Annotated in this window: 16 protein-coding genes; 2 read left to right on the top strand and 14 right to left on the bottom strand. The window is 64.8% G+C overall.

Going from position 1 to position 19023, the window contains the following annotated elements:
• Positions 1-186: 186 nt before the first annotated feature.
• The 9 genes from BLX42_RS08950 to BLX42_RS08910 all read right to left on the bottom strand — a co-directional run bounded on the left by BLX42_RS08950 (position 187) and on the right by BLX42_RS08910 (position 10571).
• Positions 187-1434, bottom strand: coding sequence for a cytochrome c (locus tag BLX42_RS08950; RefSeq protein WP_161871610.1), 1248 nt, complete (start codon positions 1432-1434; stop codon positions 187-189).
• Between the two features lie 11 nt (positions 1435-1445).
• Positions 1446-3230 carry a GMC family oxidoreductase gene (locus BLX42_RS08945; protein ID WP_161871609.1) on the bottom strand — a complete coding sequence of 595 codons (1785 nt, stop codon included), beginning with the start codon at positions 3228-3230 and terminating at the stop codon, positions 1446-1448.
• 3 nt (positions 3231-3233) lie between these two features.
• On the bottom strand, positions 3234-3971 hold the full coding sequence (locus BLX42_RS08940; RefSeq protein WP_161871608.1) for a gluconate 2-dehydrogenase subunit 3 family protein: 738 nt from the start codon (positions 3969-3971) through the stop codon (positions 3234-3236).
• A gap of 228 nt (positions 3972-4199) precedes the next feature.
• Positions 4200-5483 (bottom strand): OprD family porin, encoded by a 1284-nt coding sequence (locus BLX42_RS08935; RefSeq protein WP_161871607.1) that lies wholly within the window; start codon positions 5481-5483, stop codon positions 4200-4202.
• A gap of 52 nt (positions 5484-5535) precedes the next feature.
• On the bottom strand, positions 5536-6852 hold the full coding sequence (locus BLX42_RS08930; protein WP_046786349.1) for an MFS transporter: 1317 nt from the start codon (positions 6850-6852) through the stop codon (positions 5536-5538).
• 65 nt (positions 6853-6917) lie between these two features.
• The gene (locus tag BLX42_RS08925; RefSeq protein ID WP_012314415.1) at positions 6918-7442 is read right to left on the bottom strand and encodes a gamma carbonic anhydrase family protein; all 525 of its coding nucleotides are present in this window, start codon (positions 7440-7442) and stop codon (positions 6918-6920) included.
• 2 nt (positions 7443-7444) lie between these two features.
• On the bottom strand, positions 7445-8638 hold the full coding sequence (locus tag BLX42_RS08920) for a CaiB/BaiF CoA-transferase family protein (RefSeq protein ID WP_161871606.1): 1194 nt from the start codon (positions 8636-8638) through the stop codon (positions 7445-7447).
• An 11-nt stretch (positions 8639-8649) separates the two neighbouring features.
• The gene (locus BLX42_RS08915; protein ID WP_161871605.1) at positions 8650-9558 is read right to left on the bottom strand and encodes a hydroxymethylglutaryl-CoA lyase; all 909 of its coding nucleotides are present in this window, start codon (positions 9556-9558) and stop codon (positions 8650-8652) included.
• 101 nt (positions 9559-9659) lie between these two features.
• Complete coding sequence (locus BLX42_RS08910) at positions 9660-10571, bottom strand: LysR family transcriptional regulator (RefSeq protein ID WP_012314412.1); 912 nt, start codon at positions 10569-10571, stop codon at positions 9660-9662.
• Between the two features lie 196 nt (positions 10572-10767).
• Between BLX42_RS08910 and BLX42_RS08905 the strand changes: the two genes are divergently transcribed.
• Both BLX42_RS08905 and BLX42_RS08900 read left to right on the top strand, forming a co-directional pair.
• Positions 10768-11619, top strand: coding sequence for a LysR family transcriptional regulator (locus BLX42_RS08905; RefSeq protein ID WP_161871604.1), 852 nt, complete (start codon positions 10768-10770; stop codon positions 11617-11619).
• Positions 11620-11715: 96 nt separating this feature from the next.
• A complete protein-coding gene (locus tag BLX42_RS08900; RefSeq protein ID WP_012314410.1) occupies positions 11716-12711 on the top strand; it encodes an aldo/keto reductase in 996 nt (331 codons plus the stop codon).
• A 69-nt stretch (positions 12712-12780) separates the two neighbouring features.
• Here BLX42_RS08900 and BLX42_RS08895 read toward each other — a convergent pair whose 3' ends face one another.
• The 5 genes from BLX42_RS08895 to BLX42_RS08875 all read right to left on the bottom strand — a co-directional run.
• Entirely contained in the window at positions 12781-13839 is a 1059-nt protein-coding gene (locus BLX42_RS08895; protein WP_012314409.1) for a lipocalin-like domain-containing protein, read from the bottom strand.
• Entirely contained in the window at positions 13829-16288 is a 2460-nt protein-coding gene (locus BLX42_RS08890; protein WP_161871603.1) for an ABC transporter permease, read from the bottom strand. Before BLX42_RS08890 ends, BLX42_RS08895 begins: the two co-directional genes overlap by 11 nt.
• Positions 16288-16944 carry an ABC transporter ATP-binding protein gene (locus BLX42_RS08885; RefSeq protein ID WP_161871602.1) on the bottom strand — a complete coding sequence of 219 codons (657 nt, stop codon included), beginning with the start codon at positions 16942-16944 and terminating at the stop codon, positions 16288-16290. The genes BLX42_RS08890 and BLX42_RS08885 overlap by 1 nt, the downstream gene beginning before the upstream one ends.
• Before the next feature lie 468 nt (positions 16945-17412).
• A complete protein-coding gene (locus BLX42_RS08880) occupies positions 17413-18186 on the bottom strand; it encodes an IclR family transcriptional regulator (protein WP_161871601.1) in 774 nt (257 codons plus the stop codon).
• Positions 18187-18255: 69 nt separating this feature from the next.
• Positions 18256-19023 (bottom strand): amidase family protein (locus BLX42_RS08875; protein ID WP_256671950.1); only part of this gene is annotated, 768 nt, incomplete at its 5' end.

The raw sequence follows: 19023 nt of genomic DNA, 5'->3' as shown, positions 1-19023 counted from the left end.
CCGGCCTGATCGAATGGCATCCAAGCGGTTTCACCACCTTCCGTGGCACTGACATACTCAATGTCTACAGCCGACGCCAACCCTGTAGGAGCCGGCTTGCCGGCGATCACCGGCAAGGCCGGTGCCATGCACCGCAGCGCCTGCATCGCCGGCAAGCCCCTCAAGGTATGACGCCAGGCGCCGGCGTTATCGGATGGCTTTCACATCACTGGCCGAAACAGCACTGCCTTGGTTACCCCAACTGCTGCGGATGAAATTCACCACCTCAGCCACTTCCTGGTCGCTCAAGCGCCAGCCGAACGCTGGCATGGTGAGCTTCGACGGCGCGGTATGCGTCGCCGGCACCGTGCCGCCATCCAGCACCACATGGATCAACGAGGTGGCATCGGCCGTCTGCACCACCGGGTTGCCGGCAAGCGCCGGGAACACGCGGGTATACCCCTGGCCGTCGGTACGGTGGCAGGCAGCGCAGTTGTCGATGTACACCGCCGCACCCGGCTTGCTGTCATCGCCATTCCACAAAGCCTCTGCCACTTGCTTGTCGTACACATGCGGCTGGTCGTGCGGGTCGCTTGCCGGCAGCGTCTTGAGGTAGCGGGCAATGGCCGTCAGGTCGGCATCGCTCAAGTGCTGCATGCTGTGTTCGACCACATCGCTCATGCCGCCGAACACGGCACTGCGGTCACTGCGGCCGGTTTTAAGGAACTGCACCAGCTGTTCCTCGCTCCAGCTGCCCAGGCCGTCCTTGTGGTCACCGCGCAGGTTCTTGGCGATCCAGCCTTCCAACGGCGCACTGCCGGCCAGGAACTGCTTGCCATCTGCGGGGCTCAGTGCCTCTTCCTGCATGGTCAGGGCACGCGGGGTATGGCACGCGCCACAATGGCCCAAACCCTCCACCAGGTAGGCGCCGCGGCTGACTACCGGGTCGGCACCGGCCGGCGCTTGCCAGGCTTTCACCTCTGGTGCGAACACGCCACGCCAGATCGCCAGCGGCCAACGCATGCTCAGCGGCCAAGGGATGTCGGTGGCCTTGTTCGGCTGCGCCACCGGTTGCACGCCTTGCATGAAGTAGGCGTACAAGGCGCGCATGTCCTCGTCCTTGACCCGCGCATAGGACGGGTACGGCATGGCCGGGTACAGCGTGCTGCCGTCCTTGGCCACACCTTTGCGCACGGCCAGGTCGAAGTCTTCGAAACTGTACTGGCCGATGCCGGTGGCATCCGGGGTGATGTTGGTGGAATACACGGTGCCGATGGGCGTTTCCATCGGCAGCCCACCGGCAAAGGGCTTGCCGCCCTTGGCGGTATGGCAGGCCACGCAGTCACCGGCACGGGCCAGGTACTCGCCCTTCTTCACCAGCGTATCGGTAGCTTCATCAGCCTGGGCAGCCAGGCCCGTGCCCAGCAGCAGGGTCGCGATCAACAGTTTTTTCATGCCATCGCTCCTCAAGCCTGAACCAGCGGGCCGGGGTTTTTCAGGTACTGCTCCCGGATGGCCCGCGCCGACCAGTAGGTCAGCGCAGCCACCAGGCCGGTGGGGTTGTAACCCAGGCCCTGGGGGAACGCCGATGCGCCCGGCACGAACACGTTGTGCACGTCCCAGCTTTGCAGGTAGCGGTTCAAGGCACTGGTTTTGGGGTCGGTGCCCATGATCGCGCCGCCGTTGAGGTGGGTGGTCTGGTAGCTGGCGGTGTTGAAGTGTTCCTGGACCTTCTTGCCTAGCACGGCGATGGCCTTGGGGTTCATCGCCTGGGCGATCTTGCTCAGCTTGTCGACCATGAACTGGTTCATCTTGATGTCGTTTTCCTGCCAGTCGAAGGTCATGCGCAGCAGCGGCTGGCCGTAGGCATCCCGGTAGGTCGGGTCGAGGTCCAGGTAGTTGCCGCGGTACGACTGGTGCGCGCCGTGGGCGTCCATCGACAGCTGGTGGGTGTAGTAATCGGCGGTGGCCTTCTTCCAGGCACTGCCCCAGGCGGGCGTGCCGGGCGGGTTGGCAATACCGGCAATCGGCCGGCTGCCAGCCTGGTTGACCCACATCGGCGAGCCGCCGACGAAACCGTGCGGCCCATGGTCGAAGTTGTCGGCGTTGAAGTCGTCGATCGCCACCCCGTTGCCGCCGGCGCCGATGAAGTTGTTGGTGTAGGTGTCTTTGTCGAAGAACGCTTTCACCGTGCCCATGTTCTGGTAGGCGAAGTTGCGCCCCACAACCCCTTCGTTCTTGATCGGGTCATAGGGTTTGCCGATGCCCGACAGCAGCATCAGGCGCACGTTGTTGAACTGGAACGCGGCAAGGATGACGATGTCCGCCGGCTGCTCCACTTCCCGCCCCTGGGCATCGATGTAGGTCACCCCGGTAGCCTTGCGCTTGCTGTCGTCCAGGTTCACCCGCAGCACATGGGCATTGGCCCGCAGCTCGAAATGGGGTACCTGGCGCAGCGCCGGCAGGATGTTCACGTTGGGCGACGCCTTGGAGTACATGTAGCACACGTAGCCGCTGCAGAAGCCACAGAAGTTGCACGGCCCCATCTGCGCCCCATAGGGGTTAGTGTAGGGCCCCGAGGTGTTGGCCGAAGGCAGGTTGTAGGGCTTGTAGCCCAGGCTGGCGGTTGCCTTCTGGAACAGCTGCGCCGACACCACGTTCTTCTGCGACACCAGCGGGAAGGGGTTGGAGCGGTCCGGTGCATAAGGGTTGCCGCCCTTCCCTTCGCCGACCACCTTGCCGTTCACGGTCCAGGCCTGGCCCGAGGTGCCGAAGACCTTCTCGGCGAAGTCGAAGCAGGGTTCTAGCTCCTCGTAGCTCACGCCAAAGTCCTGGATCGTCATGTGTTCAGGGATGAAGCGTTTGCCGTAGCGCTCTTCGTAGTGGCTGCGCATGCGCAGCTCCATCGGGTCTACACGAAAATGCACGCCGGACCAGTGCAGGCCTGCGCCGCCCACGCCCTTGCCGGGCAGGAAGGCACCGAGCTGGCGGTTGGGCAGCGCGACATCGTTGACACTGTGGCGGATGGTGACGGTTTCTTTGGAGACATCCACGAACAGCTTCTTGCGCACGCTGTAAGTCAGCTCATCGATGACCTGCGGGTAGCTGCCCTCGGGGTAGGTGTCCTGCATCGGCCCGCGCTCCAGCGCGACCACCTGCAAACCGGCCTCGGTGAGTTCCTTGGCCATGATGGCGCCCGCCCAGCCGAAACCGACGATCACCGCATCGACCTTCTTCATTGCATTGGCCATGCCTTACGCCCTCTCGCCACGAATCGATACTGCCGGGAACGGGTAAGGCTCGTTGCGCTCGACCCAGTCCATGAAGTCTGCACGGGCGCCGGGGAAGCCGATTTGCGTCCAGCCGACCATACCCTTGTTGCCACCGTGAATCGGGTCGCAGAAGAACCCCTCGCGGGTGTTCTGCACCAGCAGGCTGAAAAACACCTTGGCAGGCAACTGTTCGAAAACGATTTCACCGGCTTCGATCTTGCCGAGAACCTTGTCTCGGGTAGCGCTATCTTGCTCGGCAAAGGTTTTACCGCTGGCGTTTTTGCACCATGCATCCGCAGCGGCGATGCCCAGGCGGTAGATTTGCTGGGGGCTCAGTTGCAGCTGGTAGCCAAGCTCTGGCGCGGCGTCGGCCTTGAACGGGCCCTGCATGTACCACTGGGCACCTGTGGCATAGGGGGTGTTCATCTGGCGATCGATAAACTCAGCGGCGCCTGCTTCGAGTGCGCCGGGGCCCAGTTCGTCAGCGGGGATGATGCGCGACACCGCCGCCTGCACGAAGGCCCATTCTTCGGCGGTGAAGAAAGTCGGCTGGTAATGGCCAGCGGGCGGTGTAGCGGGCACCTTGGGTTCGCGGGCCGGCTGGGCCAGCAGCTGGCCGGCACCAAGGCCTGTGCTGGCAGCCACGGTGACCACGGGAATAAGGGTCAACGTTTTGCGCAGGAAGTCCCGGCGCGGGTTGTCGGGGGCATGCTCAGGCATTGCAAGTCCTCATCAGCATTGGGGCGGCCTTGGGTTGCGCCGTCTGGGTTTGGATCAGGGAGAGGCCCTGAGAAAGCCGCGTAATCTAGCTGGTTCGGAAACATTTTGAAACCGGTTTCATAGAGGGCGTTAGGCCCTCCCAACGCCGTTAACTTGATGACATGCGCCCAGAACGGCCCCTTCCAACACACCCGATATCAACCTAAGAGCACATTTGTACTCCACCGCTCAAAACTCGACCGTGTACCCCACGATCACCCGATTTTCATCCGCCGCATCGGCAAAATTGGAGCGCATGGTCGCATTGCGCCAACGCAGCGACAGGTTCCTGAACACCCCCGACTGCACGACATAGCTGATGTCGGTGGTCCGCTCCCATTCCTCACCTTCGCCACCCCGCGCGGCCAGCGCCCGGCCTTTGCTGCTGGCAATCCGCTGTGGGTCGACCTGGTCACCCTTGACGTAGCGCACATTGAACGTCAGCCCCGGGATGCCCAATGCTGCAAAGTTGTAGTCGTAACGCAGCATCCATGCACGCTCGTTGGCCAAGGCAAACGTGCTCACCTGCTGCTCGCTGAACAGGTAGGTATCGGTCCCGCCAACATACGCATAGGCGGTATTTCCACTGGCCTTCTGGTAACCACCGCTGAAGGTATGCCCGTGCAGGCCATAGCCGATGTTGGTGCTCAAGGTCCGGTTATCCACCTCGCCCAGCAACGCCCTGCCCTGGTCGTGCGCGTTGAACCAGCGCCATTCGGTGAATGCCTCCCCCGGCCCAAGGCCGGCCCTGTACTTGAACCCCGCAAAGTCCCGCTGGAACAGGTCTTCAAGCTGACTGGTGTGCACGCTGAGGGTCAGGCTCTTCGCCGGCTGATAATCGACACCCGCGTAGTACAGGCGGTCGCTGGTCACCGTTGCCGAATAGGCGCCCTGTTGCGCCATGGCGGTGAGGCTTTCAAAGTCGGTGGAGTCGCGCAGCTTGGTGGCATCGACCTGCAGCAAGGTAAAGGTGAAACGGTCCAAGTCCTTGCTGACCAACTGCGTACCCTTGAACCACTGCGGGAACAACCGGCTGTAGTTCGACACCAGCAATGGTAACTGGGGGCTCAAACCACCCAGCTGCAGTTGGGTCTGCGAAAGCTTCGCCTTGACGGTGGCAACTGCCTTGCCATAGCCATCCACCGCGCGCCTGTCGCTGCCGCGGGGCAACAGCCCGCTGCCGCTGCGGTCCGGGGACGAATCGAGCTTGACGCCGAGCATCCCTGCCGCGTCCAGGCCAAACCCGACGACCCCTTCGGTGTAGCCCGATTGCCACTTGAGCAAAGAGCCCTGGGCCCACTCACCGCGCCTGGACTGGCTGGCAGCAGCACCGTGAAAGTCACGATCAAAGTAAAAATTGCGCAGCTCCAGGCTGCCTTTGCCGTCAGCGACAAAGGCAGCCTGGGCCGATTGCCACGCACAGCACAACGCCGCGAGCATCAATGATGCCCGCCGTGAGACGGAAGTGTTCATGGGTTATGCCTTGTTATTGTTCTTGTTGTTCAGCGGCAAGGGCGTGCCAGGTTCAGACCTTGGGGTTTCTGACGTAGCGCATCACCACCAGGCAGGCAAGCAGGATGAGCGGTGCAATCGAGAGCATGCCCATGTACGTGCTGCCTGTGATGTCGTTGATCTGCCCCACCATCACCGGTGCCACGATGCCGCTGAGCTGGCCCACGGAGTTGATTGCTGCGGTGCCGGTTGCAATCGCCAACCCGGAGAAGGTCGACTGCGGGATGGTCCAGAAGATCGGAATGGCAATGAACGTACCCGCTGTCGCCATTACCAGCGCCGCCATCATCGCCCACGACGAGCCCGAGAACAGGCACGCGAGCAAGTAACCAACGGCGGCGGCCAGCAGGCAGTACACCAGGTAGCGCTTGCGCTCGCCGGTGCGGTCCGAGCGCCGGGTGAGCAGCACCATGCCGACGCACGCCACCGCATAAGGCAGCGCAGACAACACACCGACCCACAGCATGTCCTGTACCCCTGATGACTTGATCAGGTGCGGCATCCAGAAATTCAGGCCATAGGACGCGCTTTTGATCACGTAGTAGATGAACGCCATGATCGCCACTTCTCGGGTCAGCAGCACCCGCCACAGCGAGCCCAGCACCGGTTTGTCCGCGCGTTTGTCCTGGGCAAGGTTTTCCTGCAACAGGGCTTTCTCTTCAAGGGTCAGCCACTTGGCCGACGCAATGTCGCGATCGAGCTTGCACAGCACCAGCACGCCCAGCACCACGCACGGCAAGCCCGACATCAGAAACAACCAGTGCCAGCCGGCAAGGCCCAGCACACCGTCCATGGTCCCTAGCAAAAAGCCCGCCGCAGGGCCGCCAACCGCGCCAGCCAAGGGCACGGCCAGAAACCACAGCCCGTTCATCTTCGCCAGGTGCTTGCGGGGGAACCAGCAGGCCAGATAGAACAGGATGGCCGGCCCGAAACCGGCTTCCATCACACCGATCAGAAAACGCAGGAAGTACAGGGTGTAATGGGTATAGGCAAATACCAGAGCCGCAGTGGCCAGCCCCCAGGACACCATGATCCGGCAGATCCACGCCGGCGCGCCGTAGCGTTTCAGGCCCAGGCTGCTCGGCACCTCGAACAGCACGTAGCCAATGAAGAACATGCTCGCGGCCAGCCCGTAGGCCGCGTCGCTCAGGCCAAGCTCGGCCTGCATCTGGGTCTTGGCGAAGCTGATGTTGATGCGGTCGAAATAGGAGAACAGGAAACAGATGATGGCCAGTGGCATGATGCGCCAGGCCACCCGCCGGTACAGCAGCAGTTCATTGATGTGACGCTCATTGCGCTCACGCGCCAGAACACCGGTCAAGGCAACCATGGTGGATCTCCATTCTTGTAATTATTGGAGAGCGGCGGCGCCCTTCAGGGCGCCACTGAAGGGGGTTAGCCGATACGCACGAGCTTTTCCTTGCAGGCTTGGCCTTTGCGCACGTAGTCAGCGGCATTGGCGTGCATGTGCGCGATGGCCTCTGGCGACAGCTCACGCACCACTTTGGCAGGTGCACCGAGGATCAGTGAATTGTCGGGGAAGACCTTGCCTTCGGTGACGATGGCACCCGCCCCCACCAGGCAATTGCGGCCGATGACCGCGCCGTTGAGTACCACCGCCTGTATGCCGATCAGTGCACCATCGCCAATCGTGCAGCCATGCAGCATCGCCTGGTGGCCGATGGTCACGCCACTGCCCACGGTCAGGTTGAAACCAGGGTCGGCATGCAGCACCGCGCCCTCCTGCACATTGCTGTGCTGGCCAATGTGGATCGGTTCATTGTCGCCGCGCAGCACCGCTTGCGGCCACACACTAACGCCTTGCGCCAGCGTGACATCGCCGATCACCGTAGCTTGCTCGGCAACGAAGGTTTCCGGGTGCAGGTTAGGGACAAGCGTGTCGTATCGGTAGATGGCCATTTTCAGCGCTCCTGCTCGTCAGTCTTGAGCACGCCTGCGGCGCACAGCTCGGCAATGTGCGCATCGCTGTAACCAAGCTCGCGCATGACTTTCTGGGTGTGCTCGCCGATACGCGGGATCGGCCTGCGCGGTTGCAGGCGCTGGCCATCGAGCGCCAGCGGCAGCAGTGGCATCGGCGTGCTGCTGCCGTCCTCCAGGGTGAGGTCGGCCATGCCCCCGCTTTGCATCAGGTGGGGGTCATCGAACAGCTCCTCCGGGCGACGGATCGGCGCGAAGGGGATGCCATTGGCCTCAAGCTCGACCGCCAGTTGCTGCGCATCAAGTGTGGCGAATACCTCGGCCAGGTGCGCCAGCAAACGCGGGCGCTGCAACACCCGGTCGTTGTTGCTGGCCAGGGTGGGGTCGTCGCGCAATGCCGCCTGGCCAAGCACGGTGCACAGCGCCTGCCACTGCCCCTCCCCTGTGGCGGCGACAAACATCTGCTCGCCCCCGGCAAAGGTGAACACATCATAAATGGCCCAGGCACTGATACGGTTTGGCATTGGCGCTGCCGCCTCCCCCGTGACCACAAACTGCTGCATGTGCTGGGCGGCCAGCAGCACGCAGTTCTCGTACAGTGCGCTCTGTACCTCGCGGCCAACGCCGGTGCTGTTGCGCTCGTTGAGCGCGGCCAGCACACCGATGGCGCCGAACATGCCGCCCATGATGTCGTTCACCGAACTGCCCGCACGCAGCGGCCGCCCCACCGGCCCGGTCATGTAGGCCAGGCCCGCCATCATCTGCACCACTTCATCCAGAGCCAGCCGATTGTCGTAAGGGCCGCTGAGAAAGCCCTTGTGCGAGGCGTAGATCAGCCGCCGGTTGCGCTCGCGCAGAGCGGCGTAGTCAAAGCCGAGCGTATGCATGCGCCCTGGCTTGAAGTTCTCGATGAACACATCGGCCGTGTCGATCAGCGCCAGCACGGCATCCCGGCCCTGGGGCGTTTCCACATCCACGGCGATGCATTGCTTGTTGCGGTTGAAGGTGCGGAAAAACCCGGCGCCTGCGCCGAGCAAGCGCCGTGTGCCATCGCCACGGGTAGGCTCGATCTTGATCACTTCAGCGCCAAGATCACCGAGGATCATGCCGCAGGTGGGGCCCATGACCATGTGCGAAATCTCAACGACACGAATGCCGTCCAAGGGGAGTCTGGACATGCGGGTAGCCCTTAGTAGTTGAGCGGCAGGCCGGCGCGGGCGAGCGCGCCGTACAGGGGTTCATCGGGCAAGGCATCACGCAGTACCTGGCGTGAGTCGATCAATGCCTGCAGGTCGATGCCGGTGTCGTAACCCATGCTTTGCAGCATGAACACCAGGTCTTCGGTCACGGTATTGCCGGAGGCACCTGGCGCGAACGGGCAACCGCCAAGGCCGGCCAGCGAGGCGTCCAGCTCGCGGATACCTTGCTGCACGGCGACCAGGCTGTTGGCCAGCGCCAGGCCACGGGTGTCGTGGAAGTGCGCGGCGCGCAGGCGCTCCCCGGCAATGGCCCGCACCGCCGGGATCACCATGGCTACCTGCCCGGGGTTGGCGTAGCCGGTGGTGTCGGCCAGCGACACCAGGTCGCAACCCGCCTCGATCACCTGGCGTGTCAATGCGCACAGGTCACCCAGCGGCACATCACCCTGACGGGTGCAGCCGAAGGCCACTGACATGCCGGCGATCATCTGCACGTCATGCCGGCCCATCTCGCTGCGCAGCTGGCACATGCGCCCCAGCTCCTCAACCATTTCCTGCGGCGTGCGGCGTACGTTGGCCATGCTGTGGGCGTTGCTTACCGACACTGGGGCGACGACGCGTTGCGCACCAGACTCCAGTGCATCCTGGGCACCGCGCAGGTTAGGGGCCAGTACCGTAACCAGCAGGCCCGGGTAGGTCAGTGCGTGGGCGACCACCTGTTTGGCGTCGGCCATCTGCGGCAACAGCCTGGCCGGCACGAACGAGGCAACTTCCATGTGGCGCACGCCAGCGGCATACGCGCTGTCGATCCAGCGCAGCTTGGCGGCAGTCGGCATGACCGTCTGCAGGCTCTGCAGGCCATCGCGCAGGCCGACTTCATTGATTGTTATTGTTGTCATCAGGGGGCTCTCTGTCTGAAGCGTGTGGCCAGAGTAAGAGCAGCATGGCGGGCAGAAAAGACGTCTTTCACGGGCTGATCCATCGTCAGCCGCGATGGATATCAGGGCATGGCCTGCCAGGCCGGCGCGCGCAGCAGCAAGTGGTCCAGCAGGCGCCGCGCCGACAGCGACAGCGCGTGCCGGTCACGCATGCAGATGACGAACTCACCCAACGCCCAGTCATCGGTCAGCGGGATCACCCGCAAGTCGAACAGTGGCGCATAACGCGCCACCGCCTCCTGCGGGAACACCGCCAGGCCCAGGCCGAACTGCACCAGCCGGTAGGCCGCATCGAACGACGACACGTACGAGCGAAAACGCAATTCCTTGCCAGCTGCCTCGGCGCTCTTGCACATGAAACTGTTCAACGTGGCGAACGCCGACAGCCCTAGGTGCTCGTAGCCAAGCGTTTCGGCAAAGGCAATGCTGCTGCGCGCTGCCAGCGGGTGGCTGGCACCGACCACCACCGCCAGGTGGTCTTGCCGATAAGGCACGAACTCAAGGCCGCCGACTGCGGTGGACTTCCTGCAGATACCCAGGTCGGCATTGCCCTCCGCCACGCCACGGACCACATCGGGGCTGAAGCGCTCTTCGATATCGGCCTGGATCAACGGGTTTTCCAGCATGAAGGCCGACAGTTCCTCGGGCAGAAACTCCATGATCGACGAGACATTGGCCAGCACCCGCACATGCCCCCGGGCGCCCTCGGCGTATTCGCTCAGCTCACTGTCGAGGCGCTCCATGGCCCGGGTCAGGCCGCGGGCATGGCGCAACAGGGCAAGCCCTGCCGGGGTGGGTTCGACCCCGCGCTTACTGCGCTTGAGCAGCGTGGTGCCAAAGCGCGCTTCGATGTCCGAGATACGTTTGCTGACAGCCGAAGGCGCCATGAACGCCCGCTCACCGGCGCGGGCGATGGTGCCCTCTTCGCAGACCACGATGAACAGGTGCAAGGACAGGTGGTCGAGGGGCTGCATGGCGGTATCCGGGTAAGGAGAGGCAGCCATCCTAGCATCAGTTATTTGTGTTGCCCCACCGCCGGCAAGCCGGCTCCGGCAGCTATGGCGGTGCTTTTGAAATTGACGCGAAACGTGTGTGCCGGCATTGGAGCCGGCTCAGCTCGTGGGAATCGCCAAGAGGCTTTATCATGGCCCTCCACCACAGAGGCCCGCCATGTTCGATTGGGAAGACCTGCGCCATTTCTGCGCCTTCATCAGCACCGGCTCCCTGTCGGCCGCAGCCAAGCAGTTGGGCGTCGACCACGCCACCGTGGCCCGGCGCATCGCCGCGCTGGAAGCTGCGCTAAACCTCAAGCTGGTCGACCGCCGCCCCAGGGCTTACGTGCTGACCGAGCAAGGCCGTAGGGTGGGCGAGTACGCCGAGCAGATGACCCAGGCCTCCTTCGCCCTGGAACACTTCGCCAGCGCAGGCCAGCAGCAGGTTGAAGGCCAGGTGGTACTGGCCGCCCCGCCCGCCTTGCTCGGCAGCCTCATTGCGCGGCGCCTGGCCACCCTGTGCAACCGCTACCCGCAGTTGCACCTGAAACTGGTCGGCAGCAAGTCGCGCGCCTCGCTGGCACGCCGCGAGGCCGATATCAGCGTGGCCCTGGCCAGGCCCAGCGAGCCCACCCTGGTAGCCAGCCTGCTGGGTTACCTGGATTACCGCCTGTACGCCGCCCCCGGCTACCTGCGCAGCACAAGCACGCCGCGCTATATCGGCTACGACCAGTCCCAGGCCAAGTCGGCGCAGCAACAGTGGCTGCTCGCCCAGACCCACCACCAGCCCTTTGTAGTGCAAAGCAACGATTTGCGCATCCAGGCCCAGGCCGCTGCCGGCGGCATCGGCATTGCCTGCCTGCCGGCATTCATGGCCCAGGAGCATGGCCTGCAGGCCATCGGGGACGAAACACAGACCATGAGCATCGAACTATGGCTGGCCGTGCATGAAGACGTGCGCAACACACCGCGCATCAAGGCCGTCACCGATTTTTTGCAGCAACAGGTCAAGCCACTGCTGCGCTTGTGAATTTCTGCAGAGCTCGCCTGCACCGATACGGGATTTCCGCACGCCCACAGCCCCGCTAAGCTTCCCCCATCGCAAACGACCACCGAGGAGAAGCAGATGCAGTACGTCAAGTTGGGCAACACCGGCCTGGATGTTTCGAAACTGTGCCTGGGCTGCATGACCTTCGGCGAGCCGGGCGCCGGCACCCACCCCTGGACCCTCGGCGAAGCCGACAGCCGCCCGATCATCCGCCACGCCGTGGAGCAAGGCATCAACTTCTTCGACACCGCCAACAGCTACTCGGCCGGCACCTCGGAGCTGATCCTGGGCAAGCTGCTGAAGGCGTTCACCCGCCGCGAAGAAACCGTGATCGCCACCAAGGTGTTCTTCCCGGCCAACATGTGGGAAGGCAGCACCCGGCCCAACGAGCAGGGCCTGTCACGCAAGGCGATCATGGCCAACATCGACGCCAGCCTCACCCGGCTTGGGACCGACTATGTCGACCTCTACCAGATCCACCGCTGGGACTACCACACCCCGATCGAGGAGACCATGGAGGCGCTGCACGATGTGGTCAAAGCCGGCAAGGCGCGCTACATCGGCGCATCCTCGATGTATGCCTGGCAGTTCGCCAAAGCCCAGCAGGTGGCGGCCAGCAACGGCTGGAGCCGCTTCGTGTCGATGCAGAACTACCTCAACCTGATCTACCGCGAGGAAGAGCGCGAAATGATCCCGCTGTGCCTGGACCAGGGCGTGGGCCTGATGCCCTGGAGCCCGATGGCCCGCGGCCGGCTGACCCGCCCGCATGGCCAGCAGACTGAACGTACCCGTACCGACATTTCCGGCCGGTCGTTCTATGAAAAAACCGAAGTGGAAGACGGCCGGGTGATCGATGTGGTCGAACAGATAGCCCGCGAGCGTGGCGTGCCCATGGCGCAGGTGGCGCTGGCCTGGGTACTGGGCAAGCAAGGGGTTTCGGCGCCGATCGTGGGCGCGTCGAAGGTGGCGCAGCTCGATGATGCGATTGGCGCGTTGCAGTTCGAGCTCAGCGCCGAAGAAGTGGAGCGCTTGCAAGCGCCCTACGTGCCGCATGCAGTGACGGGCTTCAAGTAGGCCTGCCCGGGCCTCACCAGCGGCATACCGATGCCCCCACAGGTACTGCACCCAGGCAGGTGCAGTACCTCAATAGCCCGTCATTTCCAGATACCCACGCCCCTCCTTACCCACACGCACCGGGCCCTCCCAGTAAGGGAAGCGTGTGCCCATCCAGGCCTTGGGCTCCAGCGCATCCACCTCGACATCCACCTGTACCGCTGGCACCTTGACCCGCCAACGGGTGGGCACCTTTTTGCCATTGTCCTGCCGCGTCCAGGCCAGCGGTGTCAGCTCGATCTGCCCGCCCTGCAGCGCACGCGCCTGCCCTTGGGCATCGACCCAGGTGCCCGCGCGGTAAGGCGGCCCCTGGTCCTCGCGCACCTGGAACAGCATCAGCTTGGCGCCCGTGCCCAGGTGCAGCGAAAACCAGTCCCAGCCACTTTGCCCGGCGGCCAACGGCTGGCTGCTCCATTCCCGGTCAAGCCAGGCCTGCCCTGTGACGGCGACCCGCTGCCCCTCGCGCTCGACCTCGCCACTGACCGTGTAGAACGGCTGGCTGTAGTAGTACGACGCCTGGCCCTTGCCGGATTTTTCGCTGTAACCCTGCACACCGTGCAGCAGCAGCGGCTGATCACTGGTGAGGGCAAGGTCATAACCAAACCCTTGGCCCCTGGCCCGCATCTGCAGGCGGTCGACTCCGGGTTTGCCCTGCAGCGACCAGTCGTTGATCCACGCCCGGAACGGTTGTGCCTCGACGCCCGCCTGGCCAACCCCACCGCGCGCGAGCGTTTCACTGACCTGGTGGCCGCCCGGGCCGGTCAGCGCGGCGTGGCCCATCCACAGGTTGGGGCTGTTCCAGTTCCAGGTCTCAGGCCCAGGCCGCAAGGCCGAGCGGAACAACGTCCATTGCACACCCCAGTCACGGCCCTGGGCATCGCGCAGGTTGGCGGTGACGTACCACCATTCGATACGAAAGCCCCCATGCGCGCCATGGTCACGTGGAAATTCCAGCGCATGCCCTGGTATCACCTGCCTGAACGCCGCCGCATCGTCACCCAGGCCCGCATAACTCTTGGGTTCTGGCGCAGGCGGGTCGCACCCTGCCAGCAGCAGGCAGGCCATCAATAGCAAGGTTTCAGCTTTCATCGGCAAATTGCCTCAACAGCGCACCTGGCTGGCTGCGTGCCAGTTGCCACAACGGCCAGGCACTGGCCAGCAGGCTGGTCAACAGGCCCAGCACGGCCAGTTGCACCAGTTGCCCGGTAAATACATGCCAAGGCAGACGCCAGCCGAACGCCTGCACATTCACCACCGCCACCAGGCACCAGGCCAGCAGCAGGCCCAAGGGGATCGCCAGCAGCACGGTGAAACAGCTGAGCATCAGCGTTTGCCCCAGGCTCAGCCAGGCCAGCCAGCGCCGTGGCACACCCAAGGCCCACAACGGCGCCAATTGCCCCAGGCGGCGCTGGCTCGAGGTCAGCTGGCTGATGAACAACGCCACGCCGGCAACCCCCAGGGTCAGGCTGTTCAATGCCGCTGTGACCGCAAAGGTGCGGCTGAACACCTCGCTGGACCAGGCTTTGAGGCGGGCCTGCTCCACCACCTGATTGTCATCCAGGGCATAGCGCCGTTGCAGTTCATCCTTCAGCGCAGCCACCCGTTCAGGCCGCACCAGCAGGCTGAAACCCGCGAGGCTGGCCGCTGGTGCATGGCTACGCAACCAGCCGGCGTTGACCAGCACATGGCCCTTGGGGTTGCCATAGTCGGCATAAACGCCCACCACGGTCATGGCCTGGGGCGGCTCGCCAGGCAACTGCAGCGTCTGCCCTACAGCCAGGCCAAGGCGACGGGCAAGTTGCTCGCTGAGCATTGCACCACGGCCGGCGGCCAGCGCCTGCCAGGCGCCCGGTGCCTGCTGCAGCAGTGGCCAGTGCTGGCGGTAGAAAGGGTGATCATCCACCCCCTGTACCTGCACCGGCCACTGCTGCAGGCGCCAGTCCACCCGCCAGCTGGGCAGCACCGCGCTGACGGTACGGTCTGCCAGCAAGCGCGCGTAGATCTGCTGCGCCTGCGCGCTGTCGCGGGGCGTGACGTACACATCGGCGGCCAGGCGCTGGTCCAGCCAGCCGATGAAGGTGCGGCGAAAGCCTTCGGTCATGCCGCCAACCCCGACACTGGCGGCCAAGGCCAGCAACAGCGCCATCAACGCCAGGCTCAAGGCCGGCAGTTGCTGGCGGCTGTCGGCAACGAACCACTGCGCCAGCGGGCGCTTGCACACCCGCGCCAGGCCGCCGAGCAAGAGCGCCAGCAACCCCGGCAACAACAGCGCCGCCGCCAGCAGCAAAGCCGCCAGCATGCCGAATGCACTGGGCAGCCCATTGCCCAGGTAGCCGCAGCCCGCCGCCACCATCAGCAGCACGGCGCCGGCGACACCCTGGCGCCGCAACCACGGCACTTGCGCCAGGCGCCAGGCCTGGGGCTGCGCCAAGGCCAGCAATGGCAGGCGCGCGGCACGCAGCAGGCTGTCGAGCCCCGCCAGCAGCGCGCCCAACAGGCTGACGGCGATGCCTGCCAGCCACCAGGTGGCCGGCAAGTGCAACTCCCCCGCCACCTGGGCGCCATAAAGCCCGCGCAGGCTGGAGGCGAAATCAGGCAGCATCAGTGCGGCCAGCAGGTAACCTGCAGCCACGCCTGCCACACCGCCCAGCACGGCAAACAACCCCAGCTCCAGGGCAAGGGCTGCCAGCAGCACCTGCAAGCTCACACCGCAAGCGCGCAAGGTGCGGATCAACCCGCGCCGCTGTTCCAGCGCCAGGCCAATGGCCGCATGGGCAATGAACAGCCCCACCACGAAGGCCAGCAGGCCGAGGGCGGTGAGGTTCAGGTGAAAGCTGGCGGTCAGCCGCTGCAGGTCGGCATCATCCCCGGGCGGCTGCACCTTCAGGCTCGCCGCAATGTCGCTCGGCAGTGGCTGGTCACTGTCGCTGAGCAGCCACGACAATTGCCCGGGGGCATTGAGCAAGGCCTGCGCCTGGCCGATGTCGACCACCACCACACCCGGTGCCAGCTGCGCATGCAGGGTAAGCGGCGGCAATACCTGCCCGTCCACCGTGGTCACCTGCTCGCCGGGCTGGCGCCCCAGCTGGCGCAGCGTGTCCGGGCCCACCCACGCTTGCCCCGGCGTACCCACGAACGCCTGCAGGTCAAAATCCTGCACATCGGCACCGGCAACGGCCATGCCCGGCAACAGGCCAAGCGGCTCGATCCCGACCAGGCGCAGCGCAACCTGCGGCGCTGCAGCCAGCCGCAAGCGCCCTTCCAGCACCGGCGTCACTGGCCAGCCCAGCCTGCGCAATTGCACATACAGCGCCTGGTCGAAGCGCTGCCCCGAGCGTGCCACCAGTTGCGGGCGGGCAGGCCCGGCGAGCACCGCACTGGCTTGTGCGTAGTCGTTGCGCGCCTGGGTGTTGAGCGCCTGAACGCCGGTCCACAGGGCCGTGGCCAGCCACAAACCGGTGAAGATGCTGATGCACTGCAGCCGGTGACGCCACCAATGGCTGCACAGGGCCTGCACGGTGATCCGCAAGCTGTTCATCACCCCTGCACCCGGCCCATCTGCAGCACGCAGCGGCGCTGCAGCATGGCGGCCAGGCGCTGGCTGTGGGTCACCATCAGCACGCTGCTGCCCGCCTCGTGCACCAGCTGCAGCAGCAGCGCCAACACCTCGTCGCTGCTGGCCTCGTCAAGGCTGCCGGTGGGTTCGTCGGCCAGCAGCAGCAAGGGCCTGCTGGCCAGCGCGCGGCCAATGGCAACGCGCTGCTGCTGCCCGCCAGACAGTTGTTCCGGGTAGCGTTGCAGCAACGGGGCCAGCCCCAACCGGGTGGCCAGGTGCGTCACCCAGACCGGGTCATGGCGCCCCGCCAGGCGCGCCTGGAAGGCCAGGTTGGCGGCCACGTCCAGGCTGCTGATGAGGTTGTACTGCTGGAACACCAGGCCGATGCCCTCGCGCCGCCAACGTGCCAAGGCAGCTTCGCCGCGGTTGTCCAGGGGTTGGCCATCGATCAGGATGCGCCCGCTGTCGGCGCGGTCCAGGCCCGCCAGCAGGTGCAGCAAGGTGCTCTTGCCGCTGCCGGATTCGCCCATCAGGGCCAGGCTGCTGCCGCGTGCCAGCGTCAGGTCCACCCCGCGCAGCACCTCCAGCGGGCCTTGGGCAGTGGCGAACAACTTGCACAGGTTTTCGACGACCAACATTTGGGGGGGCCTTATTTGCCGGGTCAGACTGTAGGCATAGCTGCAAACGCCGCTTTGGGGCAAATGGCTTGTGCTGTTTTCAATGGCCTCATCGCCGGCAAGCCGGCTCCTACAGACCGCTATCGAGTGCAGTGGGCTCCCCGGTGGGAGCAACTGTCTTGCTCAACTTCTAAAAGCTGGCGCGCCCCTGGAGCAACTGTCTCACCAATTTCTAAAAGTTAACGCAGCTCCTTGTGGTAGCAGGCTTGCCGGCGATCGAGGGCGCAGCCCTCGCCTACGCCCTCCACCCATAAGACATTCCCTAACCTGCAACCAAATGCTTCTGAATTGGATGCTTCGGCCTGCCCAGCCACAGCCAGATTGATTACCACGCTGCCCGCGCCCCCCTCTGATCTCTCCTCTAATTCACCGGCGAACGCTGCCCCCGGTGGGAGCCGGCTTGCCGGCGATGAGGCCGGTACAGCCGCCTCAGTTCAGCAACGCGTGCTGCACCTGCCCCACCGTCGCCGCCAAGCTGTTCAGGTGCAAGCTCAGCACCCGCTCCACCGGTGCCTGGTCCAGCGGCCAGTGCAGCGCAATGCTGCCCGCCAGCCGCCCCTCCACCCGCACCGGTAAGGCAATCGCGCGGATCAGGAACGGCAAGCGCACGGGGTATTCCCAAAACCCTTCGGTGCGCTGGCCAAAGCCTTTGTGCCCATCGGCCTCGATATCTCGCAACAGCGCTTCATCGCCCACCCGCTGATGCGTCGCCAGGCGCTGCACCTCAGCCGGCGCCAGCTCCTTCAGGCACGCCCGGCCCATGGCCGAATGAAACAAGCTGGCATGCTGCCCGACGAGCTGGCAGTTGTGCGGGTAGCGCTTGCGCAGCACCTGCGGGATGGCGCTTTCCATCACCTCCAGCCGCTCGCCGTCGAAAGAAGAAAGGTCCGCCACCAACCCGGTGCGCTCGCAAAGCTCGAGCAGCAGCGGCGCGGCGCGTTCCACCAGTTGGCGCTTCAAGCGCAGCTGGCGGTCGCCGAAAAGGCGCCGGGCACACAAGCGGTAACGGCGGTCGCTCAGGCCACGGTAGACCCAACCCTGTTCCTGCAAGGTGGCAAGCATGCGCGATACCGTGGCCTTGGGCAGTGCCGTCAGGTAGTGCAGCTCTTCGAGCCCCAGCGCCTGGTGCTCGCCAAGCAGTTCAACGATCGCCAGTGCCCGCTCCACCGAGCGCACGCCACCGCTGTCTGCGGTAATACCCATGGGTTCGACCTCCCTGTCTGTGCGTGGTTGGTCATCATGCCCAGCAAGATACGGGCCTGCCCAGGGCTTTCAGCGCGCCTGCAAACACCCGGGCGGCCGCCGCGCTACCCAGCGCGTCAGTTGTTCATGGGCATAGGCCAGTTGCAGCACGGCGTGATCGGCCTGGGCCGGGCCTATGATCTGCAGGCCCATCGGCAGCCCGGCGGCGTTGAAACCCACCGGCACGCTCATGCTCGGCAGGCCGGCCAAGGTCGGGCCAATCACCACCTCCATCCAGCGGTGGTAGGTGTCCATGGCCTGCCCGCCAACCACCTTCGGCCATGGCTCGGCTGCGTCGAATGGGAACACCTGGGCAGCCGGCAACAGCAAATAATCGTAACGCTCGAACAATTTACCCAGCGCCTGGTACCACGCGCTGCGGTCCAGCGAGGCCTGGTAAACGTCCGCTGCGGTCAGGCGCAGGCCGCCCTCCACCTCCCACTGCGCCTCCGGCTTGAGCTGGGCGCGTTTGCCCGGGTCGGCATACGCCGCCCCCAGGTTGCCGTGCACCAGGAAGTGGCGATGGGTGAGCCAGCATTGCCATAAACGCCCCAGGTCGAAGCCCGGCTGGCACGCCTCGACCTCGCAGCCCAGCTCGGCGAAGTCTGCCAACGCTGCCTGGCACAGGCCCATCACCCCCTCGTCCATCGGCAGGTAGCCGTCAAAGTTGCCCAGCCAGCCAACCCGTACACCCTTGAAATCGCGCTGCAACCCGGCGGCAAAGTCACGTGGGCCGTCACTGAGCGACAGGGGCGCGCGCGGGTCGTGCCCGGCCTGCACCGACAGCAACCGCGCCAC

This window comes from Pseudomonas sp. SG-MS2, from assembly GCF_009933855.1.
GTDB lineage: Bacteria > Pseudomonadota > Gammaproteobacteria > Pseudomonadales > Pseudomonadaceae > Aquipseudomonas > Aquipseudomonas putida_E.
Note: the sequence above shows the minus strand (reverse complement) of the source record. Positions and strands in the feature narration are given on the sequence as shown.

Excerpts from the sequence above, each read along its gene's own strand:
- BLX42_RS08950 (WP_161871610.1), bottom strand. The coding sequence starts at position 1,434 with ATGAAAAAACTGTTGATCGCGACCCTGCTGCTGGGCACGGGCCTGGCT.
- BLX42_RS08945 (WP_161871609.1), bottom strand. The coding sequence starts at position 3,230 with ATGGCCAATGCAATGAAGAAGGTCGATGCGGTGATCGTCGGTTTCGGC.
- BLX42_RS08940 (WP_161871608.1), bottom strand. The coding sequence starts at position 3,971 with ATGCCTGAGCATGCCCCCGACAACCCGCGCCGGGACTTCCTGCGCAAA.
- BLX42_RS08935 (WP_161871607.1), bottom strand. The coding sequence starts at position 5,483 with ATGAACACTTCCGTCTCACGGCGGGCATCATTGATGCTCGCGGCGTTG.
- BLX42_RS08930 (WP_046786349.1), bottom strand. The coding sequence starts at position 6,852 with ATGGTTGCCTTGACCGGTGTTCTGGCGCGTGAGCGCAATGAGCGTCAC.
- BLX42_RS08925 (WP_012314415.1), bottom strand. The coding sequence starts at position 7,442 with ATGGCCATCTACCGATACGACACGCTTGTCCCTAACCTGCACCCGGAA.
- BLX42_RS08920 (WP_161871606.1), bottom strand. The coding sequence starts at position 8,638 with ATGTCCAGACTCCCCTTGGACGGCATTCGTGTCGTTGAGATTTCGCAC.
- BLX42_RS08915 (WP_161871605.1), bottom strand. The coding sequence starts at position 9,558 with ATGACAACAATAACAATCAATGAAGTCGGCCTGCGCGATGGCCTGCAG.
- BLX42_RS08910 (WP_012314412.1), bottom strand. The coding sequence starts at position 10,571 with ATGCAGCCCCTCGACCACCTGTCCTTGCACCTGTTCATCGTGGTCTGC.
- BLX42_RS08905 (WP_161871604.1), top strand. The coding sequence starts at position 10,768 with ATGTTCGATTGGGAAGACCTGCGCCATTTCTGCGCCTTCATCAGCACC.
- BLX42_RS08900 (WP_012314410.1), top strand. The coding sequence starts at position 11,716 with ATGCAGTACGTCAAGTTGGGCAACACCGGCCTGGATGTTTCGAAACTG.
- BLX42_RS08895 (WP_012314409.1), bottom strand. The coding sequence starts at position 13,839 with ATGAAAGCTGAAACCTTGCTATTGATGGCCTGCCTGCTGCTGGCAGGG.
- BLX42_RS08890 (WP_161871603.1), bottom strand. The coding sequence starts at position 16,288 with ATGAACAGCTTGCGGATCACCGTGCAGGCCCTGTGCAGCCATTGGTGG.
- BLX42_RS08885 (WP_161871602.1), bottom strand. The coding sequence starts at position 16,944 with ATGTTGGTCGTCGAAAACCTGTGCAAGTTGTTCGCCACTGCCCAAGGC.
- BLX42_RS08880 (WP_161871601.1), bottom strand. The coding sequence starts at position 18,186 with ATGGGTATTACCGCAGACAGCGGTGGCGTGCGCTCGGTGGAGCGGGCA.